Raw genomic sequence first — 20,899 nt, forward strand, 5'->3', positions numbered from 1 at the left:
TTACTCCATGAAGCCTTGCAGCTTCAGCTCGATCGAGCGCGGGTTCTCGCCTTCGGCGATCGACAACAGGCCCTCGAGCAGCATCTCGCGGTAACGCGACTGGCGCAGGGTGACGGCCTTGAGCTTGTTGGCGATCGGCAACAGGATCAGGTTGGCGCTGGCCACACCGTAGATGGTGGCGACGAAGGCCACGGCGATGCCGTTGCCCAGCTGCGACGGGTCGGCCAGGTTGCCCATCACATGGATCAGGCCCATCACCGCGCCGATGATACCGATGGTCGGCGCATAACCGCCCATGCTCTCGAACACCTTGGCTGCCTGGATGTCACGGGCTTCCTGGGTCAGGAAGTCGACTTCGAGGATGCTGCGGATGGCTTCCGGTTCGGCGCCGTCCACCAGCAGTTGCAGGCCCTTGCGCGCATACGGATCGGGTTCGGCATCGGCCACGCCCTCCAGCCCCAGCAGGCCTTCCTTGCGTGCCGTCAGGCTCCAGTTCACCACGCGGTCGATGCCGCCGGCGAGGTCGACCCGCGGCGGGAAGAAGATCCAGCGCACGATCTGCAGTGCGCGCTTGAACGACGACAACGGCGACTGCAGCAATGCCGCTGCCAGTGTGCCGCCCAGCACGATCAGGGCTGCCGGGCCGTTGATCAAGGCACCGGCGTGGCCACCCTCGAGGAAGTTGCCGCCGACGATGGCGACGAACGCGAGGATCAGGCCGATCAGGCTCAAGACATCCATCAGACGCACGCCTCGACCAGGTGCTTGCCGATCTCGTCCAGGCTGTACACGGCATCGGCCAGGTTGGCCTTGACGATGGCCATGGGCATGCCATAGATCACGCAGCTGGCTTCATCCTGGGCCCACACGGTGCTGCCGCCCTGCTTGAGCAGGCGCGCGCCTTCGCGGCCATCGGCGCCCATGCCGGTGAGCACCACCGACAGCACCTTGTCGCCATACGATTTGGCGGCGGAACCGAAGGTGATATCGACGCAAGGCTTGTAGTTCAGGCGCTCGTCACCTGGCAGGATCTTCACCGTGCCACGGCCATCGACCATCATCTGCTTGCCACCGGGGGCCAGCAGCGCCAGGCCAGGACGCAGCACGTCACCGTCCTCGGCTTCCTTGACACTGATCTTGCACAGCTTGTCCAGGCGCTCGGCGAAGGCCTTGGTGAAGGCCGCCGGCATGTGCTGGATGAGCACGATCGGAGCCGGGAAACCGGCGGGCAGCTGAGTCAGCACCCGTTGCAGCGCCACCGGGCCACCGGTGGAAGTACCAATGGCGACCAGCTTGTACGGCTTGCGCTTGGGCGCTGGCGAATGGGTGGCGGCCGGTGCCGCGGCGCGGGCCGGGGCAGCGGCAGCGCGCGCAGGCGCGGAGCTGCTGAAGCTGCTGGCCGGGGTATGGCTGCTGGCCGGAGCCGGCGCAGCGGCCGGTGCCGGGCTGGAATAGGCGCTGAAGCGGCGGTTGCTGCGGGAAATGGTATGAACCTTTTCGCACAGCAACTGCTTGACCTTCTCCGGGTTGCGCGAGATGTCCTCGAAGTTCTTCGGCAGGTAGTCGACCGCGCCGGCGTCCAGGGCGTCGAGGGTGACGCGGGCACCTTCATGGGTCAGCGAGGAGAACATCAGGACCGGCGTCGGGCAGCGTTGCATGATGTGCCGCACCGCGGTGATGCCATCCATCATGGGCATTTCGTAGTCCATGGTGATGACATCGGGCTTGAGCGACAACGCCTGGTCGATCGCTTCCTTGCCGTTGGTCGCGGTACCCACGACCTGGATCGTCGGGTCCGCCGAGAGAATTTCCGAGACACGGCGGCGGAAGAAACCGGAATCATCCACCACCAGGACCTTGACTGCCATAAACACTCCATTAGGTGGCGCACCCGCCAGGGCGCGCCACCGAAATCAAATACGCCGGGCGGCGTAACGCTTGAGCATGCTCGGAACGTCGAGGATCAGCGCGATACGACCGTCGCCGGTGATGGTCGCGCCGGACATGCCTGGCGTGCCCTGCAGCATCTTGCCCAACGGCTTGATCACCACTTCCTCCTGACCGACCAACTGGTCGACCACGAAGCCGATGCGCTGGGTGCCGACCGACAGGATCACCACGTGACCTTCATGCTGCTCTTCGTGCTCGTGGTCCTGGACCAGCCAGCGCTTGAGGTAGAACAGCGGCAGCGCCTTGTCGCGCACGATCACCACTTCCTGGCCGTCGACCACATTGGTGCGCGACAGGTCGAGGTGGAAGATCTCGTTGACGTTGACCAGCGGGAAGGCGAACGCCTGGTTGGCCAGCATCACCATCAGCGTCGGCATGATCGCCAGGGTCAGCGGCACCTTGATGACGATCTTCGAGCCCTGGCCCTTGGCCGAGAAGATGTTGATCGAGCCGTTGAGCTGGGAAATCTTGGTCTTCACCACGTCCATGCCCACGCCGCGGCCGGACACGTCGGAAATCTCGGTCTTGGTCGAGAAGCCCGGGGCGAAGATCAGGTTGTAGCAGTCCGACTCGCTCAGACGGTCGGCAGCATCCTTGTCCATCAGGCCCTTTTCCACGGCCTTGGCGCGCAGGATGCTCGGGTCCATGCCCTTGCCGTCGTCGGAGATCGACAGCAGGATATGGTCGCCTTCCTGTTCGGCGGACAGCACCACCCGGCCCATGCGCGACTTGCCCGAGGCCTCGCGCTCGTCCGGCATCTCGACACCATGGTCGACGGCGTTGCGCACCAAGTGCACCAACGGGTCGGCCAGCGCCTCGACCAGGTTCTTGTCCAGGTCGGTCTCTTCGCCGACCAGCTCCAGGTTGATCTCTTTCTTCAACTGGCGGGCCAGGTCGCGAACCAGGCGCGGGAAGCGCCCGAAGACCTTCTTGATCGGCTGCATGCGGGTCTTCATGACCGCGGTCTGCAGGTCGGCGGTGACCACGTCGAGGTTGGACACGGCCTTGGACATGGCTTCGTCGCCGCTGTTGAGCCCCAGGCGCACCAGGCGGTTACGCACCAGCACCAGTTCGCCGACCATGTTCATGATCTCGTCCAGGCGCGCGGTATCGACCCGCACCGTGGTTTCCGCTTCGCTGGCGCCGTGCTTTTCGGCAGCCGGTGCGGCGGCACGGGCTGGGGCGGCTGGCGCGGCCGGGGCCGCTGGCTTGGCGGCGGCAGCCGGGGCTGCAACCGGCGCGGGCTTGGCCACAGGCTTGGCTTCCACCTTGGCGGCGGCAGGCGCCTCACTGGCGACGGCGTCGCCCGAGAATTTGCCTTTGCCGTGCAACTGGTCCAGCAGGGCTTCGAATTCGTGCTCGCTGATGTCCTCGCCACCTGGCGCGGCCGATGCCACGCTGGTCGCCGGCGCGGCGGCAGCCGGCAAGGCGTCCACGGCGAAGGTGCCCTTGCCGTGCAACTGATCGAGCAGCGACTCGAATTCGTCGTCGGTGATTTCGTCGCTGGCAGGCGCAGCGGCTGAAGCCGGCGCGCTCGGCGCGGCATCCGCCGAGAACTGGCCCTTGCCATGCAACTGATCGAGCAGCGTTTCGAACTCGGCGTCGGTGATCTCGTCACCACCCGCGCCGACCACTTCGCCCTGCAGTTGCTCATGGACCTCGGCTTGCGCCTTGACCGCATCGAGCGAGTCGAGCAGTTGCTCGAACTCGGTGTCGGTGATGTCCGGCTCGGCTTCGACTTGCGGGGCGGCCTCGACGACCGGCGCCGGAGCGGGTGCGCCACCTGGCTCGGCCAGGCGCGACAGTGCCGCCAGCAGCTCCGGCGTGGCCGGGGTGATGTCCGAACGCTCGCGGACCTGGCTGAACATGCTGTTGACCGTGTCGAGGGCCTCGAGCACCACGTCCATCAGTTCCGCGTCGACCCGGCGCTCACCTTTGCGCAGGATGTCGAACACGTTCTCGGCGATATGGCAGCACTCCACCAGCTCGTTGAGCTGAAGGAAGCCGGCGCCCCCTTTTACAGTGTGGAAACCGCGGAAAATCGCATTGAGCAGGTCCGCGTCATCGGGCCGGCTTTCCAGCTCGACCAGTTGCTCGGACAGTAGCTCGAGGATTTCGCCGGCTTCTACCAGGAAATCCTGAAGGATTTCTTCATCGGCGCCGAAGCTCATTAAACGTGCTCCTTAAAAACCCAGGCTGGATAGCAGATCGTCGACATCGTCCTGACCGGACACGACGTCTTCACGCTTATCGGCATGAATCTGCGGACCTTCACCCCGAGTCGGATGTTTTTCTTGATCTTTTTCAGCACGCAGCTGCTGGTGGTCATGTTCGATACCGGCAAAGCGGTCGACCTGGCTTGCCATCAGCACGAGCTTGAGCAGATTGCTTTCGACTTCGGTGACCAGTGTGGTCACCCGCTTGATCACCTGCCCGGTCAGGTCTTGATAGTCCTGGGCCAGCAGAATGTCGTTGAGGTGGCCGGCGACCTTGCGGTTGCCCTCGGCGCTGTGCGTCAGGAAACTGTCGACGCGCTTGACCAACTCGCGGAATTCCGGCGCCGCCACCTCGCGGCGCATGAAGCGCTGCCAGTCGGCGGACAGGTCCTGGGCCTCGCTTGCGAGGTCGTTGAGCACCGGCGTGCTCTCCTCCACCAGGTCCATGGTGCGGTTGGCCGCGCCCTCGGTGAGGCGCACCACGTAGGAGAGGCGCTCGGTGGCATCGGTGATCTGCGAGACTTCCTCGGCCTGCGGCATGGCCGGGTCGATCTGGAAGCTGACGATTGCACTGTGCAGTTCACGGGTGAGCTTGCCGACTTCCTGATACAGGCCACGGTCGCGGGTCTGGTTCAGCTGGTGAATCAGCTGCACCGCCTCACCGAACCGGCCGCGCTCGAGGCTCTCGACCAGTTCCTGGGCATGCTTCTTCAGGGTTGATTCGAACTCACCCAGAGAGTTGTTCTGTGACTCCATGGCGCCCCCTGACGTGACTCAGCCGTTGACGCGTTCGAAGATCTTCTCGATCTTTTCTTTGAGCACCTGGGCGGTGAATGGCTTGACCACATAGCCGTTGACCCCGGCCTGGGCCGCTTCGATGATCTGGTCGCGCTTGGCTTCGGCGGTCACCATCAGCACCGGCATGCCCTTGAGGCGGTCGTGTGCCCGCACCTTGCGCAGCAAGTCGATACCGGACATGCCCGGCATGTTCCAGTCGGTCACCAGGAAGTCGTAGTGGCCGTTCTCCAGCATCGGCAGCGCCGTGGTGCCATCGTCGGCTTCTTCGGTGTTGGTGAAGCCCAGGTCACGCAACAGGTTCTTGATGATCCGCCGCATCGTCGAAAAGTCGTCAACGATGAGGATTTTCATGTCTTTGTTCAATTAGACCTCCAAGCAGTCTTAAACGCGCTCGGCGCCGAGCGCGCAGTCAATCAATTCGGCACCACAAAAAAAACGACTGCATCGAACCTGGGTTCAACGCGCCCGCCACTCACCCAACCGGCTGCGCAGACGTGCCGCGCACTGGCTGTGCAACTGGCTGACACGCGACTCGCTGACCCCCAGCACCTCGCCGATTTCCTTGAGGTTCAGCTCTTCGTCGTAGTACAGCGCCAGGACCAGGCGCTCGCGCTCCGGCAGGTTGGCGATCGCATCGGCCAGGGCGGACTGGAAGCGCTCGTCCTCCAGGTCCCGCGATGGCTCCAGCTGGCCGCTGGCTCCGTCCTCGTGCAGCCCTTCGTGTTCGCCGTCCTGCAGCAGGTCGTCGAAACTGAACAGGCGGCTGCCCAAGGTGTCGTTCAGAATCCCGTAGTAATCATCGAGACTCAATTGGAGTTCGGCAGCAACCTCGTGATCTTTAGCGTCGCGACCGGTTCTTGCTTCAACCGAGCGAATCGCGTCACTGACCATGCGCGTGTTGCGGTGCACCGAGCGCGGCGCCCAGTCCCCCTTGCGCACCTCGTCGAGCATGGCGCCGCGGATGCGGATACCGGCGTAGGTTTCGAAGCTCGCGCCCTTGCTGGCGTCGTATTTGTTGGCGACTTCCAGCAGGCCGATCATGCCGGCCTGGATCAGGTCCTCGACCTGCACGTTGGCCGGCAGGCGCGCCAGCAGGTGGTAGGCGATGCGTTTGACCAGCGGCGCGTAGCGTTCGACCAGCTCGTACTGGGCGTCTTTCGCCGCCTTGCTGTACATCTTGAAACCGCTCGCGTTCATAGCACTGGCCCCGCGCTGGTGGGCTGCACCAGACGCTCGACGAAAAACTCCAGGTGTCCGCGCGGGTTGGCAGGCAGCGGCCAGCTGTCGACCTTCTGCGCGATGGCCTTGAAGGCCAGCGCGCACTTGGACCGAGGGAAGGCCTCGTAGACCGCCCGCTGCTTCTGCACCGCCTTGCGCACACATTCGTCGTAAGGCACGGCGCCGACGTATTGTAGGGCGACGTCGAGGAAGCGATCCGTGACCTTGGTCAACTTGGCAAACAGGTTGCGCCCTTCCTGCGGGCTCTGCGCCATGTTGGCCAGCACGCGGAAACGATTCATGCCGTAATCGCGGTTGAGCAGCTTGATCAGGGCGTAGGCGTCGGTGATCGAGGTGGGCTCGTCGCACACCACCAACAGCACTTCCTGCGCGGCGCGGACAAAACTGACTACCGAGTCACCAATACCCGCAGCGGTGTCGATCACCAGCACATCGAGGTTGTCGCCGATCTCGCTGAACGCCTGGATCAGGCCGGCATGCTGGGCCGGCGCCAGGTGCACCATGCTCTGGGTGCCGGAAGCGGCCGGCACGATGCGTACCCCGCCAGGCCCCTGCAGCAGCACGTCGCGCAGCTCGCAGCGCCCTTCGATGACGTCGGCCAGGGTGTGCTTGGGCGTCAGGCCCAGCAGTACGTCGACATTGGCCAGGCCCAGGTCGGCGTCCAGCAGCATGACCCGGCGGCCGAGTTCGGCCAGCGCCAGGGACAGGTTCACTGAAACGTTAGTCTTGCCGACGCCACCTTTGCCACCGGTCACGGCGATCACCTGTACGGGATGCATGCTACCCATGTCTGTTCTTTACCTTGTCTCGCTTGGACCCAGGCCACAAGAGGGGCTGAACGCTCGAGGCCACGGACAGGCCGGGCAACCCCATGATGTAGGTACGTTGCACAGTATTCACCCTCAACCCGCACGCTTGCCAGGGTTGTGGTAGAGATCAGCGAACATGTCGGCCATGGCCTCTTCGCTGGGCTCGTCCTGCATCTGTACGCTTACCGCGCGGCTCACCAGCTGGTGCTTGCGCGGCAATTGCAGGTCGTCAGGAATACGTGGCCCGTCGGTCAGGTAGGCCACCGGCAATTCATGACTGATGGCCAGGCTCAGCACTTCGCCGAGGCAAGCCGTTTCATCGAGTTTGGTCAGGATGCAACCGGCCAGGCCGCAGCGCTTGTAGCTGTGGTAGGCGGCGGTAAGCACCTGCTTCTGGCTGGTGGTTGCCAGCACCAGGTAGTTCTTGGCGGCGATGCCGCGCCCGGCCAGCGTCTCCAGCTGCATGCGCAGGGCCGGGTCGCTGGCCTGCAGGCCGGCGGTGTCGATCAGCACCACGCGCTTGCGCAGCAGGGGCTCGAGGGCCTGGGCCAGCGACTCGCCCGGGTCGACGTAGGTGACCGGCACGTTGAGGATGCGCCCAAGGGTCTTGAGCTGCTCCTGGGCGCCAATGCGGTAGCTGTCCATGCTGACCAGCGCCAGGTTGTTCGCGCCGTACTTGAGTACGTAACGGGCGGCCAGCTTGGCCAGCGTGGTGGTCTTGCCCATGCCGGCCGGGCCGACCATGGCGATCACTCCGCCCTCCTCGATCGGCTCGATCTCGGGTACTTCGATCATGCGCGCCAGGTGCGCCAGCACCATGCGCCAGGCTTGACGCGGCTCTTCGATTTCAGCCGTGAGCTCGAGCAGTTCGCGCGCCAGGCCACCGGAGAGGCCCAGGCGCTGCAGGCGACGCCAGAGGTTGGCCTGCTGCGGCTTGCTGCCCTGCAACTGGCTCCAGGCCAGCGAGCCAAGTTGTACTTCAAGCAGCTCACGCAGGCCGGTCAGCTCGAAGCGCATGGCGTCGAACAGGCGCGGGTCTACCGCCGGCTGCGGGGGCGCGGCGACTGGCGCCGGCTCATCGACATGAGGCTCGACCAGCGGCTCGGAGGCCGTCAGCGACTGACCGGCGAACAGCTGGCGGTTACCCTCGCCCAGCTCACTGCGATCATTGATCTGCGCCTGGGCGGTGACGATGCGCGACTGCGTCTTGCGCAACTCGTCCTCGAGCTCGGCGTTGGGTACGCGTGGGGCCAGGGCGGACAGCTTGTAGTCCAGCGCGGCCGTCAACTCGACACCGCCAGCGATGCGCCGGTTGCCGATGATGGCGGCGTCGGAGCCGAGCTCATCCCGGACCAGCTTCATGGCCTGACGCATATCGGCGGCGAAAAAACGCTTAACTTGCATAACCCACTACCTCAGCCATTTGGGCCCACGGTGGCAACGATGGTGACTTGCTTGTTGTCAGGTATTTCCTGATACGCCAAAACATGCAAATTCGGTACAGCCAGGCGGCCGAAGCGCGACAGCATGGCCCGGATCGGGCCGGCCACCAGGAGGATGGCCGGCGAGCCCTGCATTTCCTGACGCTGGGCTGCCTCGATCAACGAACGCTGAAGCTTTTCGGCCATGCTTGGCTCAAGAAGAACACCATCTTCCTGACCCTGCCCGGCCCTTTGCAGACTATTGAGCAAGATCTGTTCCAACCTTGGCTCAAGGGTGATCACAGGCAGCTCGGACTCAACGCCGACAATGCTTTGCACGATGGCGCGACACAATCCGACCCGCACCACCGCCACCAGCGCGGCGGTATCTTGACTCTTGTTGGCGTTGTTGGCGATGGCTTCGGCAATGCTGCGGATGTCACGCACCGGCACTTGCTCGGCAAGCAACGCCTGCAGGACCTTGAGCAGGCCCGACAAGGAAATGACACCCGGCACCACCTCTTCAGCCAGTTTCGGCGAGACCTTGGCCAGCACCTGCAGCAGTTGCTGGACCTCTTCGTGACCGATCAGCTCATGGCAGTGCTTCTGCAGGATCTGGTTCAAGTGCGTGGCGACCACCGTGCTGGCATCCACCACCGTATAGCCCAGTGACTGCGCCTGCGCACGCTGGGCGATATCGATCCATACCGCTTCCAGGCCGAACGCCGGATCGCGGGCGGCAATACCGTTGAGGGAACCGAACACCTGCCCGGGGTTGATCGCCAGTTCGCGGTCGGGGTAGATCTCCGCCTCGGCGAGGATCACCCCCATCAGCGTCAGCCGATAGGCGCTGGGTTGCAAGTCGAGGTTGTCGCGGATGTGCACGGTGGGCATGAGAAAGCCCAGGTCTTGCGAAAGCTTCTTGCGCACCCCTTTGATCCGCGCCAGCAGCTGGCCACCCTGGTTGCGGTCGACCAGCGGAATCAGGCGATAGCCCACTTCCAGGCCGATCATGTCGATGGGGGTGACGTCATCCCAGCCCAGCTCCTTGGTTTCCAGCGCGCGCTGCGGCGATGGCAGCAGGTCTTGCTGACGCTGAAGCTCCTGAGCGGCCTCGACCTTGGCCTTCTGCTGCTTCTTCCACACCAGGTAGGCGCCACCGGCGGCCAGCAGGCCCAGGCTGAGGAAGGCGATGTGCGGCATGCCCGGCACCAGGCCCATGACGATCATCAGGCCGGCGGACACCGCCAGGGCCTTGGGCGAATCGAACATCTGCCGGTTGATCAGCTTGCCCATGTCCTCGGAGCCCGAGGCACGGGTGACCATGATCGCGGCGGCGGTGGACAGCAACAGTGATGGCAATTGCGCCACCAAACCGTCACCAATGGTCAGCAGGGCGTAGACCTTGCCGGCATCGGCGAAGGACATGTTGTGCTGCAGCATGCCGATGAGCATGCCGCCGATGAGGTTGATGAACAGGATCAGCAGGCCAGCGATGGCGTCGCCACGGACGAACTTGCTGGCACCGTCCATCGAGCCGTAGAACTCGGCTTCCTGGGCGACTTCGGCGCGACGGGACTTGGCCTGGGCCTGGTCGATCAGGCCGGCGTTGAGGTCGGCGTCGATGGCCATCTGCTTGCCGGGCATGGCGTCTAGGGTGAAGCGCGCGCTCACTTCGGAGATACGCCCGGCACCCTTGGTCACGACCACGAAGTTGATGATCATGAGGATGGCGAACACCACCGCACCCACGACATAGTTGCCGCCGATCACCACCTCGCCGAAGGCCTGGATCACCTTGCCCGCGGCGCCATGGCCTTCCTGGCCATGGAGCATGACCACACGGGTGGAGGCGACGTTCAGCGCCAGGCGCAGCAACGTGGCGACCAGCAGGATGGTGGGGAAGGCGGCGAAGTCCAGCGGGCGCAGGGCGTAGACGCAGACCAGCAGGACCACGATCGACAGGGCGATGTTGAAGGTGAAGAAGACGTCGAGCAGGAACGGTGGAATCGGCAACATCATCATTGCCAGCATCACCAGCAGCAGCAGCGGCACGCCGAGGTTGCCCCGGCCGAGACCGGCCAGGTTGTTGCGGGCGTTGCTGATTAACTGAGTGCGATCCACCGCGAGTCCTCTTCAAGCAAAAACTTTGACGCCTGCGTGGCGCCTGGCGCTGCCTTTGCAAGAAGCCTTCCAACTTTTTTGAGGGTGGGGATTTTTTGCGGGCGCGGGCTTTGGATCGCGCGTTGGCGGACAGGGGGCAGGCGATTTTTTTGCAGGGGTATTGAGATCGAGCGCCGCCCGCGCGGCGCATCGCGGATGAATCCGCTCCTACACACCATGTGTGTCCGACGCGACTTATCGGCATTCTGTAGGAGCGGATTCATCCGCGATGCACCGCACAAGCGGTGCCCGAACCGGCCAACCTCAACTATCGCGCCGCAAATCCTCGGGAATCGGCAGATCTTTCTTCAACGGCTCCGGCGCCTTGCCCTTGCCCGCCCGGTACTGGCGAATCTGGAACACATAGGCCAACACCTGCGCCACCGCCAGGTACAACCCCGCCGGAATCTCCTCTTCCAGTTCGGTGGAATAGTAGATAGCCCGCGCCAGCGCCGGCGACTCGAGGATCTGCACCTTGTGCTCGACCCCGATCTCCCGCATCTTCAGCGCCAGGAAGTCGGTGCCCTTGGCCAGCAGCAACGGCGCCGCCCCACCCTTCTCCGGGTCATACTGCAACGCCACCGCATAGTGCGTCGGGTTGGTGATGATCACGTCGGCCTCGGGCACCGCCGCCATCATGCGACGCTGCGAAGCCTCCCGCTGCAGCTGGCGAATGCGCTGCTTCACCTCAGGCTTGCCTTCGGAGTCCTTGTACTCGTCACGCACTTCCTGTTTGGTCATCTTCAGTTTCTTGTGCGCCTGCCAGAGCTGGAACGGCACGTCCGCCGCCGCAATCAACAGCAAACCGGCCGCCATCCACAAGGCACTCCAGCCCACCACCTGCACGGCATGGATCACCGCCTGCTCCAGCGGCTCGTTGGCAATCGACAGCAACGCCTGGCGGTCACTGGCCAGGACCACCAGCGCCACCACCAGGATCACCAGGAACTTGGCAATGGCCTTGAGCAACTCGGTCAGCGCATGCAGGGAAAACATGCGCTTGATCCCCGCCAACGGGTTCATCCGGCTGAACTTGGGCTGCAGCAGGCTACCCGAGAACAGGAAACCACCCAGGGCGATGGGCGCGACAAAGGAGATCACGAACAGCAGGATCATCACCGGCTGCACCGACCAGATCGCCATCTTGCCCGACGCCAGCAGGAACGCGCCCATGCTGCGCTCATCCACGATCACCTCACGGGTGAGGGTGAAGTTCGCACGCATCAGCGTCATCAACGTTTCGGCCATCTGCCCACCGAACGCCAACAACCCGCCAGCACCCGCCAGCGTCACCGCCACCGTGTTCAGCTCCTTGGACCGAGCGATCTCACCTTTCTCGCGCGCGTCGCGCTTGCGTTTGTCGGTGGGTTCTTCCGTCTTGTCCTGACCGCTTTCGCTCTCCGCCATGCTCAGCGCGCCCGTGCCAGTTCACGCAGCCACTGCAGCGCTTCGCTGGCCAGTGCCTGGTAGTGGGAAAGAATATCGGCCAGGCCGACCCAGAAGATGCCGAGCCCCAGCACCAGGGTCAGCGGGAAACCGATGGAAAAGATGTTCAGTTGCGGCGCCGCCCGCGTCATCACGCCAAACGCGACGTTGACCACCAGCAGCGCGGCGATCGCCGGCAGAATCAGCAACAGCCCCGCCCCCAGCACCCAACTCAGGCGCCCGGCCATTTCCCAGAAATGATTGACCACCAGCGCATTGCCCACCGGCAGGGTGGTGAAGCTTTCAGTGAGGATCTCGAATGCCACCAAGTGGCCGTTCATCACCAGGAACAGCACGCTCACCAGCATGGTCATGAACTGGCTGACCACCGCGACGTTGACGCCGTTGGCCGGGTCGACCATCGATGCGAAGGCCATGCCCATCTGCACCGCGACGATCTGCCCCGCCACCACGAAGGCCTGGAACAGCAGCTGCAGGGAGAAGCCGAACAACGCACCGACAATGATCTGCTCCCCGCACAGCAACACCCCGCGCAGGCTCAGCGGGTCGATTTCAGGCAGCGGCGGCAGGCCCGGCACGATCACCACGGTAATGGCCACGGCGGCGTACAAGCGCACCCGCGCCGGCAGCATCTTGGTGCCGAAGATCGGCATGGTCATCAACAGCGCCGTCACCCGGAACAACGGCAGGATGAAGGTGGCGACCCAGGTACCGATCTGCGTGTCGGTCAGCTCGAGCATCGCAGCGTCAACCGATCAGCTGTGGAATGCTGGTGTACAGGCCGATGAAGTACTCCATGAACTTCTGCACCAGCCACGGCCCGGCGACGATCAGCGTGATCAGCATCACCAGCAGGCGCGGCAGGAAGCTCAAGGTCTGTTCGTTGATCTGCGTGGCGGCCTGGAACATGGCCACCACCAGGCCTACCAGCAGGCTGGGCACCACCAGCACGGCCACCATCAGGGTGGTCAGCCACAAGGCGTTGCGGAACAGGTCGACTGCAACTTCAGGTGTCATGCAAAACCCTCCTGGATGGCGTCAGACGCCACCGAAACTGCCGGCCAGGGTGCCCATGATCAGCGCCCAGCCATCGACCAGCACGAACAGCATGATCTTGAACGGCAACGAGATGATCAGCGGCGACAGCATCATCATGCCCATCGCCATCAGCACGCTGGCGACCACCATGTCGATGATCAGGAACGGAATGAAGATCATGAAGCCGATCTGGAACGCGGTCTTGAGTTCGGAAGTGACGAACGCCGGCACCAGGATAGTCAGCGGCACCTGGTCGGGCCCGGCGATGTCGGTGCGCTTGGACAGGCGCATGAACAGGTCGAGGTCGCTCTGCCGGGTCTGCGCCAGCATGAAGTCCTTGAGCGGCCCCTGGGCCTTGTCGATGGCCTGCTGGGCGGTCATCTGCTCGGCCAGGTAGGGCTGGATGGCGTCCTTGTTCACCCGCTCGAACACCGGCGCCATGATGAACATGGTCAGGAACAGCGCCATGCCCGTGAGCACCTGGTTCGATGGCGTCTGCTGCAGGCCCAGGGCCTGGCGCAGGATGGAGAAGACGATGATGATCCGGGTGAAGCTGGTCATCAGGATGACGAACGCCGGAATGAAGCTCAGCGCCGTCATGATTAGCAGGATCTGCAGGCTGACCGAGTACTCCTGCTGCCCGTCCGCCCCATTGGACAAGGTGATGGCCGGGATCGACAGCGGGTCGGCGGCCAGGGCCAGCGGCGCGGCCAGCAGCAGCGCCAGGGTCAACAGCATGCGCAAGGCGCCCATCATCACTTCTTGTCCTTATGATCCTTGCCCATCAGCTCGAGCAGCCGCTGGGCGAATTCCGGCGCGGCCTGGCGCGCGCCAGCAGGCACCTCGACCGGCTCGGCGAGCACGTGCAAGGCCTCGATGCTGCCCGGGGTATGGCCGATCAGGATCTGCTCCTTGCCGACCTGCACCAGCAACAGCCGGTCACGCGGGCCGATGGCACGACTGCCGACGATCTCGATCACCGGCGCGCCACGCTGCGCGGTACCCTGCATGCGCCGCAGCAGCCAGGCCAGAAAGAAGATCAGGCCGACCACCAGCAACAGGCCGAAGACCATCTGCGCCAACTGCCCGCTCACGCTGCCCGAGGTCGCTGCCGGCACCACCACGGTGGCGGGCTCGGCGGCGATCACCGCCTCGCTGACCAGCAGCGCAGCGAAGGCCGTCACGGCCCGCACCATGCCCTTCACTCAGCGCAGCTTCTTGATACGTTCGCTGGGGCTGATCACGTCGGTCAGGCGAATGCCGAACTTTTCGTTGACCACCACCACCTCGCCGTGGGCGATCAGGGTGCCGTTGACCAACACGTCCAGCGGCTCGCCGGCCAGGCGGTCGAGCTCGATCACCGAGCCCTGGTTGAGCTGCAGCAGGTTGCGGATGTTGATCTCGGTGCTGCCCACTTCCATGGAGATGCTCACCGGAATATCCAGGATCACATCCAGGTTGGGGCCTTCGAGACTGACGTTCTCGTTGAGCTTGGGCGAGCTTGCGAACTCTTCCATCGGCAGGCGATCACCACCGGCGTGACCGGCGTCACCACCGAGCAGGGCATCGATATCGGCCTGCCCGGCATCGCCGGTTTCTTCGAGGGCCGCAGCCCACTCATCGGCCAGGGCCTGTTCCTCGGGGGAGCTGATCTCGTTTTCGTTAGCCATGATTTCCTCGACAACCTTTCAATACGTTTAGAGCGATCGACGCGCCATCAGCGGCGTTCGATCGGGTCGATGATCTGCAGCGCCAGGGTGCCCTTGTGCGAACCCAGTCGCGCCTTGAACGCCGGTACACCGTTGGCCCGCAGGACCAGGTGCTCGGGCAGCTCCACCGGGATCACGTCACCCGGCTGCATGTGCAGGATGTCGCGCAGCTTGAGCTGGCGACGGGCAACGGTGGCCGACATCGGCACCGCGACGTCCAGCACGTCCTCGCGCAGGGCCTTGACCCAGCGCTCGTCCTGGTCGTCCAGGTCGGACTGGAAACCGGCATCGAGCATCTCGCGCACCGGCTCGATCATCGAGTACGGCATGGTCACGTGCAGGTCGCCGCCACCGCCATCGAGTTCGATGTGGAAGGTCGAGACCACCACCGCCTCGCTGGGGCCGACGATGTTGGCCATGGCCGGGTTGACCTCGGAGTTGATGTACTCGAAGTTGACCGGCATGATCGCCTGCCATGCCTCCTTGAGGTCGACGAAGCACTGGTCCAGCACCATGCGTACCACGCGCAGCTCGGTGGGGGTGAACTCACGCCCTTCGATCTTGGCGTGGCGACCATCGCCACCGAAGAAGTTGTCCACCAGCTTGAACACCAGCTTGGCGTCGAGGATGAACAGCGCGGTACCGCGCAGCGGCTTGATCTTGACCAGGTTGAGGCTGGTGGGCACGTACAGCGAGTGCACGTACTCGCCAAACTTCATCACCTGCACGCCGCCCACGGCCACATCCGCGGAACGGCGCAGCAGGTTGAACATGCTGATGCGGGTATAGCGGGCAAAGCGCTCGTTGATCATTTCCAGGGTCGGCATGCGACCCCGCACGATACGGTCCTGACTGGTCAGGTCGTAGCTCTTGATGCTGCCGGGCTCGCCAGCACTTTCGGTTTGTACCAGACCATCGTCCACCCCATGCAGCAGGGCGTCGATCTCATCCTGGGACAGCAGGTCCTGCACGGCCATCTATGTGCTCCTACTGCAATACGAAATTGGTGAACAGCAGCTGGTCGACGACCGGCCTGCCGACTTCTTTCTGCGCCACTTCCTGCACCACCGCGGTGGCTTTCTGACGCAGCATCTCCTGCCCGACCGGGCTGCTGGCGAGGGTGTCGAAGCCCTGCCCGGAGAACATCATGACCAGGTTGTTGCGGATGACCGGCATGTGCACTTTCAGCGCTTCCAGGTCCGCCTGGCTACGACCCTGCATGGTGATGCTCACCTGCATGTAGCGCTGGCGCCCGTTCTGGTTGAAGTTGACCACGAAGGCCGGCGCCAGGGGTTCATAGATCGCCGCCGCCTTGACGTTGGCCTGGGCCGGGTCCACGGCAGGCGCCGACTCGCTCTTGTGCATGAAGAACCAGGTCGCGCCCACCGACAGGCCGACCGCCAGCAGCAAGGCCAGCACCAGCAGCAGGATCAGCTTGAGTTTGCCTTTAGTGGCGGGGTCTTTCACTGCGTCGCTCTTCGCCATGCCAATAATCCGTCGTCCAACAGGGTTTCTAAGTAGGATGACGTGGCTTGAGCAAGTGTTATGCCAGATTTGTCTGTAGGAGCGGCTTTAGCCGCGATCACCCGCAACGCGGGTGTCAGGCACCGTGGTGGCGGCATCGCGGCTGAAGCCGCTCCTACAGAAGACCCCTGGCGGGATCAGGCGTAGTAGTCGACCACGCTGTCGCCGATGACGACCTGCTGCTCCACCGGACGAGCGGCATCGGCCAACTCACCTGGCTCACCCTCACCGCGCTCGGCGCGACGGGCCGCTACGCCAGAGAGGTTCGAGCCCTCCTGCTGCGCCTGCTGCTGTTGCTGCTGACCTCGTGACTGGTCGGCGACACTGACATCAGGCTGGGCCAACCCCTGCTGGGCGAACAATTCGCGCAAACGGTGGGCCTGGCTGTCCAGAGCGTCGCGCACGCCCGCGTGACCACTGATGAAGTGGATCTGCGTGGGCTGGTCCGCCGCCACATTGACGCGGATGTCCAGGCGACCGAGCTCGGCAGGCTCAAGCTGGATATCGGCCGACTTGAGGTTCTGGCTGGACAGGTACATGACCCGGTTCACCAACCCTTCGGTCCAGGCGCCCTGGTTCATCTGCAAAGGTTGCTGCAACGGGCTCGGCGTGACAGGCACGGCGTTGGCCGTCTTCGGCGTGGCCGCCTGGGTGAGGCTGGCCAGGCGATTGGCGAAGTCATCCACCCGCGTGTCGCTGCTGGCGCTCTTGAGGTCCTTGAGGCCGTCGTCGAGCAACCCGGCAAAGCCTTTTTCACCATGCTCGGATCGGCCCGCCTCAGCCTCGACCTTCTCGGTCAGGTTCGCCAAGGTATTGACGGGCGCCTGATTGGTTTCCGCCGCCTGCTGCCCCTGGTCGGCGCGAGCGCTGCCGGCATGCGCCGAGGTGGTACCGCGCGCCTGCGCATTCTGCTCAAGCGCCAGGCGCAACGTCGGCATATCGGCCAACGGGTCGACCTCCGGGTCGAACGCCGCCTGCACGGGCTGCTCTTCGACTACAGGGGTTGGGACTGGCGCAGGAGCAGGCGGCACTGGCGGCTGGACCGCAGCCTGCAGCACGGGCGCAACCGCCTCGGCCTGGGCCTGCAACAACTGGGCGCCTGGCTGGGCGTCGGTCACCTGCCCGGCAACCAGGCTGGCATCCACGAGCGCCGAAGCACCACTGTCAGCAGCCTCGTCACTGCCATCGGCAACGGGCGGCTTGTCCGTGACGGGCAACTTCTTGCCGCCATCGGCAACCGCAGGCGCAGCATTGCCATCCTTGTTGCCGCTGGAGGCGTCGACTTTGTCCTTGGGTTTGGCTTGCCCCGAAGCGCCCGGGGAAACCTTGTCATCGCGCGCCGGGGCCGCGTCACGCCCTTGCCGGGCCATGACTTGATCGAAGCCCGCGCCTTGGTCACCCGCCGCCTGCAGCGGTTTGTCGGCCACACTGGCGGCCGGACGCGCTGCCTTGCCCAGCAGGCCGGCTTGCAACAATGGATTGGATGCGACAGGCATTGAAAAGTCTCCGCGCCAGAAACATGAAAATTACGTCCAGGCAAAGACAGGCAAAACTCGCGCCAGGTTTCCTAACCTGCGGAAATCCGTTGCCGCTCGTTCCGATAGAAGCGCTGCACCTCCAGGTACTCCTGGTCGATGCGATTGATCAGGTCTTCGATACCGTACAGCGGCACCTGGCGCACGCGATCCTCCAGTTGCTGGCAGAGACCGGCCAGGCCCACGGCCCCCATGTTGCTGCTGCTGCCCTTGAAGCTGTGCGCCGCCATCCCGAGTTCACCGGCATCCTTGGCTTCGTGCAGCTGATTGAGACGTCGCTCGGAGTCCTCGAGGAAGGTTTCCAGCAATTGCGGGTAGCCGTCCTCCATGACCTCCCGAAGGTCACTGAGCACCTTGTGATCGATATGCACGTCCACCACTTGCTCACTCCTTGATCAAGCCTGTTTACACCTCGGCCCGAAGCTCACTTCGGGCCAACCCTCGACTCACCACTCGAACTCCACCCGCGCCAGGCGCCCACCCTCAAGCCACTGAGCGCGGCAACCCAGGCGGCGAACCAAACCCAACCCACGCCCACTGAAGCCCTGCTCGACCGGCGCCAGCGCAAGCATTCGCGCAACATCGAACCCGGCACCGCTGTCGCGAACCTCGATCCTCAGATGCCCGCCCTCACCGCGCGGCTCCACCAACAGGGCGATTTCGACAAACCCCTCGATGCCGCCCGCCAGGCGCTGCCCCCGTTGACGATAGTACTCGGAGAAGCCCTGCGCGTCGCGCTTGAGGCGCGAATCCAACCCCAGCACACCGTGCTCCAGGGCATTGGAATACAACTCGCTCAACACACTGTGCAGCATCCCGCTGACAGGCCGCAGGCCATGTATTTCCTGCAAGAGCTGCACCAGGTAAGGCACCGGGTTGAAACGCCTGAGGCTCTCGCCACGCAAGGTGAAGTTCAACGCCCACTCCAGCGGGCTCGAGCGCCCACTGTCGGAGTAGACCACCGCCTGCGGCACGACATCCGCAGGCGCCAGCATGCGGATGTCGCACAGGCTGATGTCGTCCCGGGTCTGGCCACCGAAGCGCTCCAGCGCCTGCATGACCTCCTCGAACAACAGCGCGGGCTGACGATTTTCAGCCAGCACCTGACGCAGCCGCGCCACACCGAACAGGCATTCCTGCGCATCGCCGCTGTCGATCACGCCGTCGGACAGCAGAAACAACCGCTCCCCCACGGCAAGCGGCATGACCTCGGTGGTGTCGTCGAACTGATCAGGTGCCAGGATCCCCAGGGGCAGATGACGCGAAGGCATTACCGCCAGCACCTCACCTTGCGCCGAAAGCTGGTAGCCATCCGGCATCCCGCCATTCCAGATCTCCACCGTCCCACGCTGGAAGCTCAAGTTGAGCAGCAGCGCGCAGCAGAACATGTCCACCGGCAGGATGCGCTTGAGCTTGGCGTTCATCTCGCGCAGCGTCTCGACCAGGCCGTAGCCCTTGGCCGTCATGCCGTAGAAGACTTCCGCCAGGGGCATGGCGCCGACCGCTGCCGGCAGGCCATGCCCGGTGAAGTCCCCCAGCAGAACGTGCATATCGCCGGACGGCGTGAAGGCGGCCAGCAGCAGGTCGCCGTTGAACAACGCATAAGGCGACTGCAGGTAGCGGATGTTCGACGCATTGAGGCAGCCGGAATGCGCGACCTTGTCGAACACGGCCTTGGCCACCCGCTGCTCGTTGAGCAGATGATGGTGATGGCGGGTGATCTGGTCGCGCTGCTCCAGCACCACGGCCTGCAACCGGCGCAAACGGTCCATGGCGCGAATCTTGGCGCCCAGGATCACCGCGCTGTAGGGCTTGGCCATGAAGTCGTCGCCTCCGGCCTCCAGGCAACGCACCAGCCCCTCTTCTTCGTTGAGCGAGGTCAGAAAGATGATCGGCACCAACGCCTCACCCGCCAGCGCTTTGATCCGCCGCGCCGCCTCGAAGCCATCCATCACCGGCATCAGTGCATCCAGCAAGACCAATTGCGGCCGCTGCTCGGCGAACACCGCCACCGCCTGCTCGCCGTTCTCCGCGGTGATGACCTCATGCCCCTGGCGCCGCACGATCTGCGCCAGCAGCATGCGGTCCGCGGCGCCGTCCTCGGCGATCAGCACGGTCAACGCCTGTTCGGCAGGCATGACGGCATTCAACTGATGTCGAACAGCTTTTCAAAATTGGAGATAGCCAGGATCTTGCGAACGTCGGGGCTGGCGTGGACCACGCGGATATCCGGCTCATCCCCCCCGACATGATCACGCAGCAACAGCAGCATGCCCAACGCGGAGCTGTCCAGATAGGTGGCCTCTTTCAGATCAACGATCACCGAGTCCGGCTGGCGACGCTCGTAGGCGTCCCTGAATTCCTGATGCTTGCCGAAATCGAAACGACCCTTGACCTTGATCGTCAGCTGTTTCCCGTCCTGTGAAAAATCAGTCTCGACTGCCATGCCAGCGATTCCTTCGGTGATGGCTAATACAACATCTGAAGGTTTAGCAGCCAGCCCGGCACCCCGCAAGCCAAGCGGTTTTTCCCAAACCTCTGTAGGAGCCAGCTTGCTGGCGAACCCGGACACCACGATTCGCCAGCAAGCTGGCTCCTACAGGGGAGCGTGGCGCGGCAGGCGCTGGGAAAGTTCGTCGAGCAGGCGCTGCTCGCGCTTGTCCTCGGCTCGACGGGCCTCGTCCAGGTAGCGCTGCACCAGCTTGCGCAGCCCCTCCACCCGGGCATAGGCCTGCTGCCAGGTGTTGCGCGCGTTATTGAGGTTGTTCTGGTGCCAGGTCAGGCTCTGGCGCTGCTGGGTCATCGCGGTTTCCAGCTGCGCAAGGAAACGCTGGTAGTTGAGCAGCCAGCTGCCATCGACGCCCTGCCCGCCGCGATTGATCCACTGCATCTGATAGGCTTCGCGGAAACTCTCAAGTTCCGCCAGCTTGACCTGGGCGTCACTGACCAGCCGCTGGAAATGCCCCACCCGCTGGGCAGCCTTGCGCTCGGCCTCTTCGGCCATCTCCACCACCGGCACCAGGCGCGCGGCGCGACTTGGCTGGGCCATGA

General features: G+C 64.1%; 22 protein-coding genes. All 22 read right to left on the reverse strand.

Going from position 1 to position 20,899, the window contains the following annotated elements:
- The 22 genes from PSEEN_RS17475 to fliJ all read right to left on the reverse strand — a co-directional run bounded on the left by PSEEN_RS17475 (position 1) and on the right by fliJ (position 20,897).
- On the reverse strand, positions 1-741 hold the full coding sequence (locus PSEEN_RS17475) for a flagellar motor protein (protein WP_011534884.1): 741 nt from the start codon (positions 739-741) through the stop codon (positions 1-3).
- Positions 741-1,868 (reverse strand): protein-glutamate methylesterase/protein-glutamine glutaminase, encoded by a 1,128-nt coding sequence (locus tag PSEEN_RS17480; RefSeq protein ID WP_011534885.1) that lies wholly within the window; start codon positions 1,866-1,868, stop codon positions 741-743. Before PSEEN_RS17480 ends, PSEEN_RS17475 begins: the two co-directional genes overlap by 1 nt.
- Positions 1,869-1,913: 45 nt before the next feature.
- Positions 1,914-4,121 (reverse strand): chemotaxis protein CheA, encoded by a 2,208-nt coding sequence (locus PSEEN_RS17485; protein WP_011534886.1) that lies wholly within the window; start codon positions 4,119-4,121, stop codon positions 1,914-1,916.
- 12 nt (positions 4,122-4,133) lie between these two features.
- Positions 4,134-4,922 carry a protein phosphatase CheZ gene (locus PSEEN_RS17490; RefSeq protein WP_011534887.1) on the reverse strand — a complete coding sequence of 263 codons (789 nt, stop codon included), beginning with the start codon at positions 4,920-4,922 and terminating at the stop codon, positions 4,134-4,136.
- An 18-nt stretch (positions 4,923-4,940) separates the two neighbouring features.
- Complete coding sequence (locus PSEEN_RS17495; RefSeq protein WP_011534888.1) at positions 4,941-5,315, reverse strand: chemotaxis response regulator CheY; 375 nt, start codon at positions 5,313-5,315, stop codon at positions 4,941-4,943.
- 105 nt (positions 5,316-5,420) lie between these two features.
- Positions 5,421-6,161, reverse strand: coding sequence for an RNA polymerase sigma factor FliA (gene fliA / locus PSEEN_RS17500; RefSeq protein WP_011534889.1), 741 nt, complete (start codon positions 6,159-6,161; stop codon positions 5,421-5,423).
- Complete coding sequence (gene fleN, locus PSEEN_RS17505) at positions 6,158-6,991, reverse strand: flagellar synthesis regulator FleN (protein WP_011534890.1); 834 nt, start codon at positions 6,989-6,991, stop codon at positions 6,158-6,160. Before fleN ends, fliA begins: the two co-directional genes overlap by 4 nt.
- A gap of 114 nt (positions 6,992-7,105) precedes the next feature.
- Positions 7,106-8,416, reverse strand: a complete 1,311-nt coding sequence (flhF, locus tag PSEEN_RS17510; protein ID WP_011534891.1) for a flagellar biosynthesis GTPase FlhF — start codon at positions 8,414-8,416, stop codon at positions 7,106-7,108.
- 11 nt (positions 8,417-8,427) lie between these two features.
- On the reverse strand, positions 8,428-10,557 hold the full coding sequence (gene flhA / locus PSEEN_RS17515; protein WP_011534892.1) for a flagellar biosynthesis protein FlhA: 2,130 nt from the start codon (positions 10,555-10,557) through the stop codon (positions 8,428-8,430).
- Between the two features lie 303 nt (positions 10,558-10,860).
- The gene (flhB, locus tag PSEEN_RS17520) at positions 10,861-12,003 is read right to left on the reverse strand and encodes a flagellar biosynthesis protein FlhB (RefSeq protein ID WP_011534893.1); all 1,143 of its coding nucleotides are present in this window, start codon (positions 12,001-12,003) and stop codon (positions 10,861-10,863) included.
- Positions 12,004-12,005: 2 nt separating this feature from the next.
- Positions 12,006-12,782 carry a flagellar biosynthetic protein FliR gene (gene fliR / locus PSEEN_RS17525; RefSeq protein ID WP_011534894.1) on the reverse strand — a complete coding sequence of 259 codons (777 nt, stop codon included), beginning with the start codon at positions 12,780-12,782 and terminating at the stop codon, positions 12,006-12,008.
- 7 nt (positions 12,783-12,789) lie between these two features.
- Positions 12,790-13,059, reverse strand: a complete 270-nt coding sequence (fliQ, locus tag PSEEN_RS17530) for a flagellar biosynthesis protein FliQ (protein ID WP_011534895.1) — start codon at positions 13,057-13,059, stop codon at positions 12,790-12,792.
- 21 nt (positions 13,060-13,080) lie between these two features.
- Positions 13,081-13,833, reverse strand: a complete 753-nt coding sequence (gene fliP, locus PSEEN_RS17535) for a flagellar type III secretion system pore protein FliP (protein WP_044488857.1) — start codon at positions 13,831-13,833, stop codon at positions 13,081-13,083.
- A 2-nt stretch (positions 13,834-13,835) separates the two neighbouring features.
- On the reverse strand, positions 13,836-14,285 hold the full coding sequence (gene fliO, locus PSEEN_RS17540; protein WP_044488293.1) for a flagellar biosynthetic protein FliO: 450 nt from the start codon (positions 14,283-14,285) through the stop codon (positions 13,836-13,838).
- On the reverse strand, positions 14,286-14,750 hold the full coding sequence (gene fliN, locus PSEEN_RS17545) for a flagellar motor switch protein FliN (RefSeq protein WP_011534898.1): 465 nt from the start codon (positions 14,748-14,750) through the stop codon (positions 14,286-14,288). It abuts the gene before it with no gap.
- A 47-nt stretch (positions 14,751-14,797) separates the two neighbouring features.
- Entirely contained in the window at positions 14,798-15,766 is a 969-nt protein-coding gene (gene fliM, locus PSEEN_RS17550; protein WP_011534899.1) for a flagellar motor switch protein FliM, read from the reverse strand.
- 10 nt (positions 15,767-15,776) lie between these two features.
- Positions 15,777-16,274, reverse strand: a complete 498-nt coding sequence (gene fliL, locus PSEEN_RS17555) for a flagellar basal body-associated protein FliL (RefSeq protein ID WP_011534900.1) — start codon at positions 16,272-16,274, stop codon at positions 15,777-15,779.
- A gap of 176 nt (positions 16,275-16,450) precedes the next feature.
- On the reverse strand, positions 16,451-17,809 hold the full coding sequence (locus PSEEN_RS17560; RefSeq protein WP_011534901.1) for a flagellar hook-length control protein FliK: 1,359 nt from the start codon (positions 17,807-17,809) through the stop codon (positions 16,451-16,453).
- A gap of 71 nt (positions 17,810-17,880) precedes the next feature.
- Positions 17,881-18,228, reverse strand: coding sequence for an Hpt domain-containing protein (locus tag PSEEN_RS17565; RefSeq protein ID WP_044488296.1), 348 nt, complete (start codon positions 18,226-18,228; stop codon positions 17,881-17,883).
- Between the two features lie 66 nt (positions 18,229-18,294).
- A complete protein-coding gene (locus tag PSEEN_RS17570; protein ID WP_011534903.1) occupies positions 18,295-19,986 on the reverse strand; it encodes a fused response regulator/phosphatase in 1,692 nt (563 codons plus the stop codon).
- An 8-nt stretch (positions 19,987-19,994) separates the two neighbouring features.
- Complete coding sequence (locus tag PSEEN_RS17575) at positions 19,995-20,294, reverse strand: STAS domain-containing protein (RefSeq protein ID WP_011534904.1); 300 nt, start codon at positions 20,292-20,294, stop codon at positions 19,995-19,997.
- Between the two features lie 150 nt (positions 20,295-20,444).
- Complete coding sequence (gene fliJ / locus PSEEN_RS17580; protein WP_011534905.1) at positions 20,445-20,897, reverse strand: flagellar export protein FliJ; 453 nt, start codon at positions 20,895-20,897, stop codon at positions 20,445-20,447.
- Positions 20,898-20,899: the final 2 nt, after the last annotated feature.

The sequence above is a fragment of the Pseudomonas entomophila L48 genome, from assembly GCF_000026105.1.
In the GTDB taxonomy this organism is placed as follows: Bacteria; Pseudomonadota; Gammaproteobacteria; order Pseudomonadales; family Pseudomonadaceae; genus Aquipseudomonas; species Aquipseudomonas entomophila.

What these genes read in the sequence shown, in the direction of transcription:
- PSEEN_RS17490 (WP_011534887.1), bottom strand. Translation starts at nt 4,922, where the DNA reads ATGGAGTCACAGAACAACTCTCTGGGTGAGTTCGAATCAACCCTGAAG.
- fliJ (WP_011534905.1), bottom strand. Translation starts at nt 20,897, where the DNA reads ATGGCCCAGCCAAGTCGCGCCGCGCGCCTGGTGCCGGTGGTGGAGATG.
- fliN (WP_011534898.1), bottom strand. Translation starts at nt 14,750, where the DNA reads ATGGCTAACGAAAACGAGATCAGCTCCCCCGAGGAACAGGCCCTGGCC.
- PSEEN_RS17560 (WP_011534901.1), bottom strand. Translation starts at nt 17,809, where the DNA reads ATGCCTGTCGCATCCAATCCATTGTTGCAAGCCGGCCTGCTGGGCAAG.
- PSEEN_RS17495 (WP_011534888.1), bottom strand. Translation starts at nt 5,315, where the DNA reads ATGAAAATCCTCATCGTTGACGACTTTTCGACGATGCGGCGGATCATC.
- PSEEN_RS17475 (WP_011534884.1), bottom strand. Translation starts at nt 741, where the DNA reads ATGGATGTCTTGAGCCTGATCGGCCTGATCCTCGCGTTCGTCGCCATC.
- PSEEN_RS17575 (WP_011534904.1), bottom strand. Translation starts at nt 20,294, where the DNA reads ATGGCAGTCGAGACTGATTTTTCACAGGACGGGAAACAGCTGACGATC.
- fliL (WP_011534900.1), bottom strand. Translation starts at nt 16,274, where the DNA reads ATGGCGAAGAGCGACGCAGTGAAAGACCCCGCCACTAAAGGCAAACTC.
- flhF (WP_011534891.1), bottom strand. Translation starts at nt 8,416, where the DNA reads ATGCAAGTTAAGCGTTTTTTCGCCGCCGATATGCGTCAGGCCATGAAG.
- PSEEN_RS17480 (WP_011534885.1), bottom strand. Translation starts at nt 1,868, where the DNA reads ATGGCAGTCAAGGTCCTGGTGGTGGATGATTCCGGTTTCTTCCGCCGC.
- fliA (WP_011534889.1), bottom strand. Translation starts at nt 6,161, where the DNA reads ATGAACGCGAGCGGTTTCAAGATGTACAGCAAGGCGGCGAAAGACGCC.
- PSEEN_RS17570 (WP_011534903.1), bottom strand. Translation starts at nt 19,986, where the DNA reads ATGCCTGCCGAACAGGCGTTGACCGTGCTGATCGCCGAGGACGGCGCC.
- fliM (WP_011534899.1), bottom strand. Translation starts at nt 15,766, where the DNA reads ATGGCCGTGCAGGACCTGCTGTCCCAGGATGAGATCGACGCCCTGCTG.
- fliP (WP_044488857.1), bottom strand. Translation starts at nt 13,833, where the DNA reads ATGGGCGCCTTGCGCATGCTGTTGACCCTGGCGCTGCTGCTGGCCGCG.
- PSEEN_RS17485 (WP_011534886.1), bottom strand. Translation starts at nt 4,121, where the DNA reads ATGAGCTTCGGCGCCGATGAAGAAATCCTTCAGGATTTCCTGGTAGAA.
- fleN (WP_011534890.1), bottom strand. Translation starts at nt 6,991, where the DNA reads ATGGGTAGCATGCATCCCGTACAGGTGATCGCCGTGACCGGTGGCAAA.
- flhB (WP_011534893.1), bottom strand. Translation starts at nt 12,003, where the DNA reads ATGGCGGAGAGCGAAAGCGGTCAGGACAAGACGGAAGAACCCACCGAC.
- fliQ (WP_011534895.1), bottom strand. Translation starts at nt 13,059, where the DNA reads ATGACACCTGAAGTTGCAGTCGACCTGTTCCGCAACGCCTTGTGGCTG.
- fliR (WP_011534894.1), bottom strand. Translation starts at nt 12,782, where the DNA reads ATGCTCGAGCTGACCGACACGCAGATCGGTACCTGGGTCGCCACCTTC.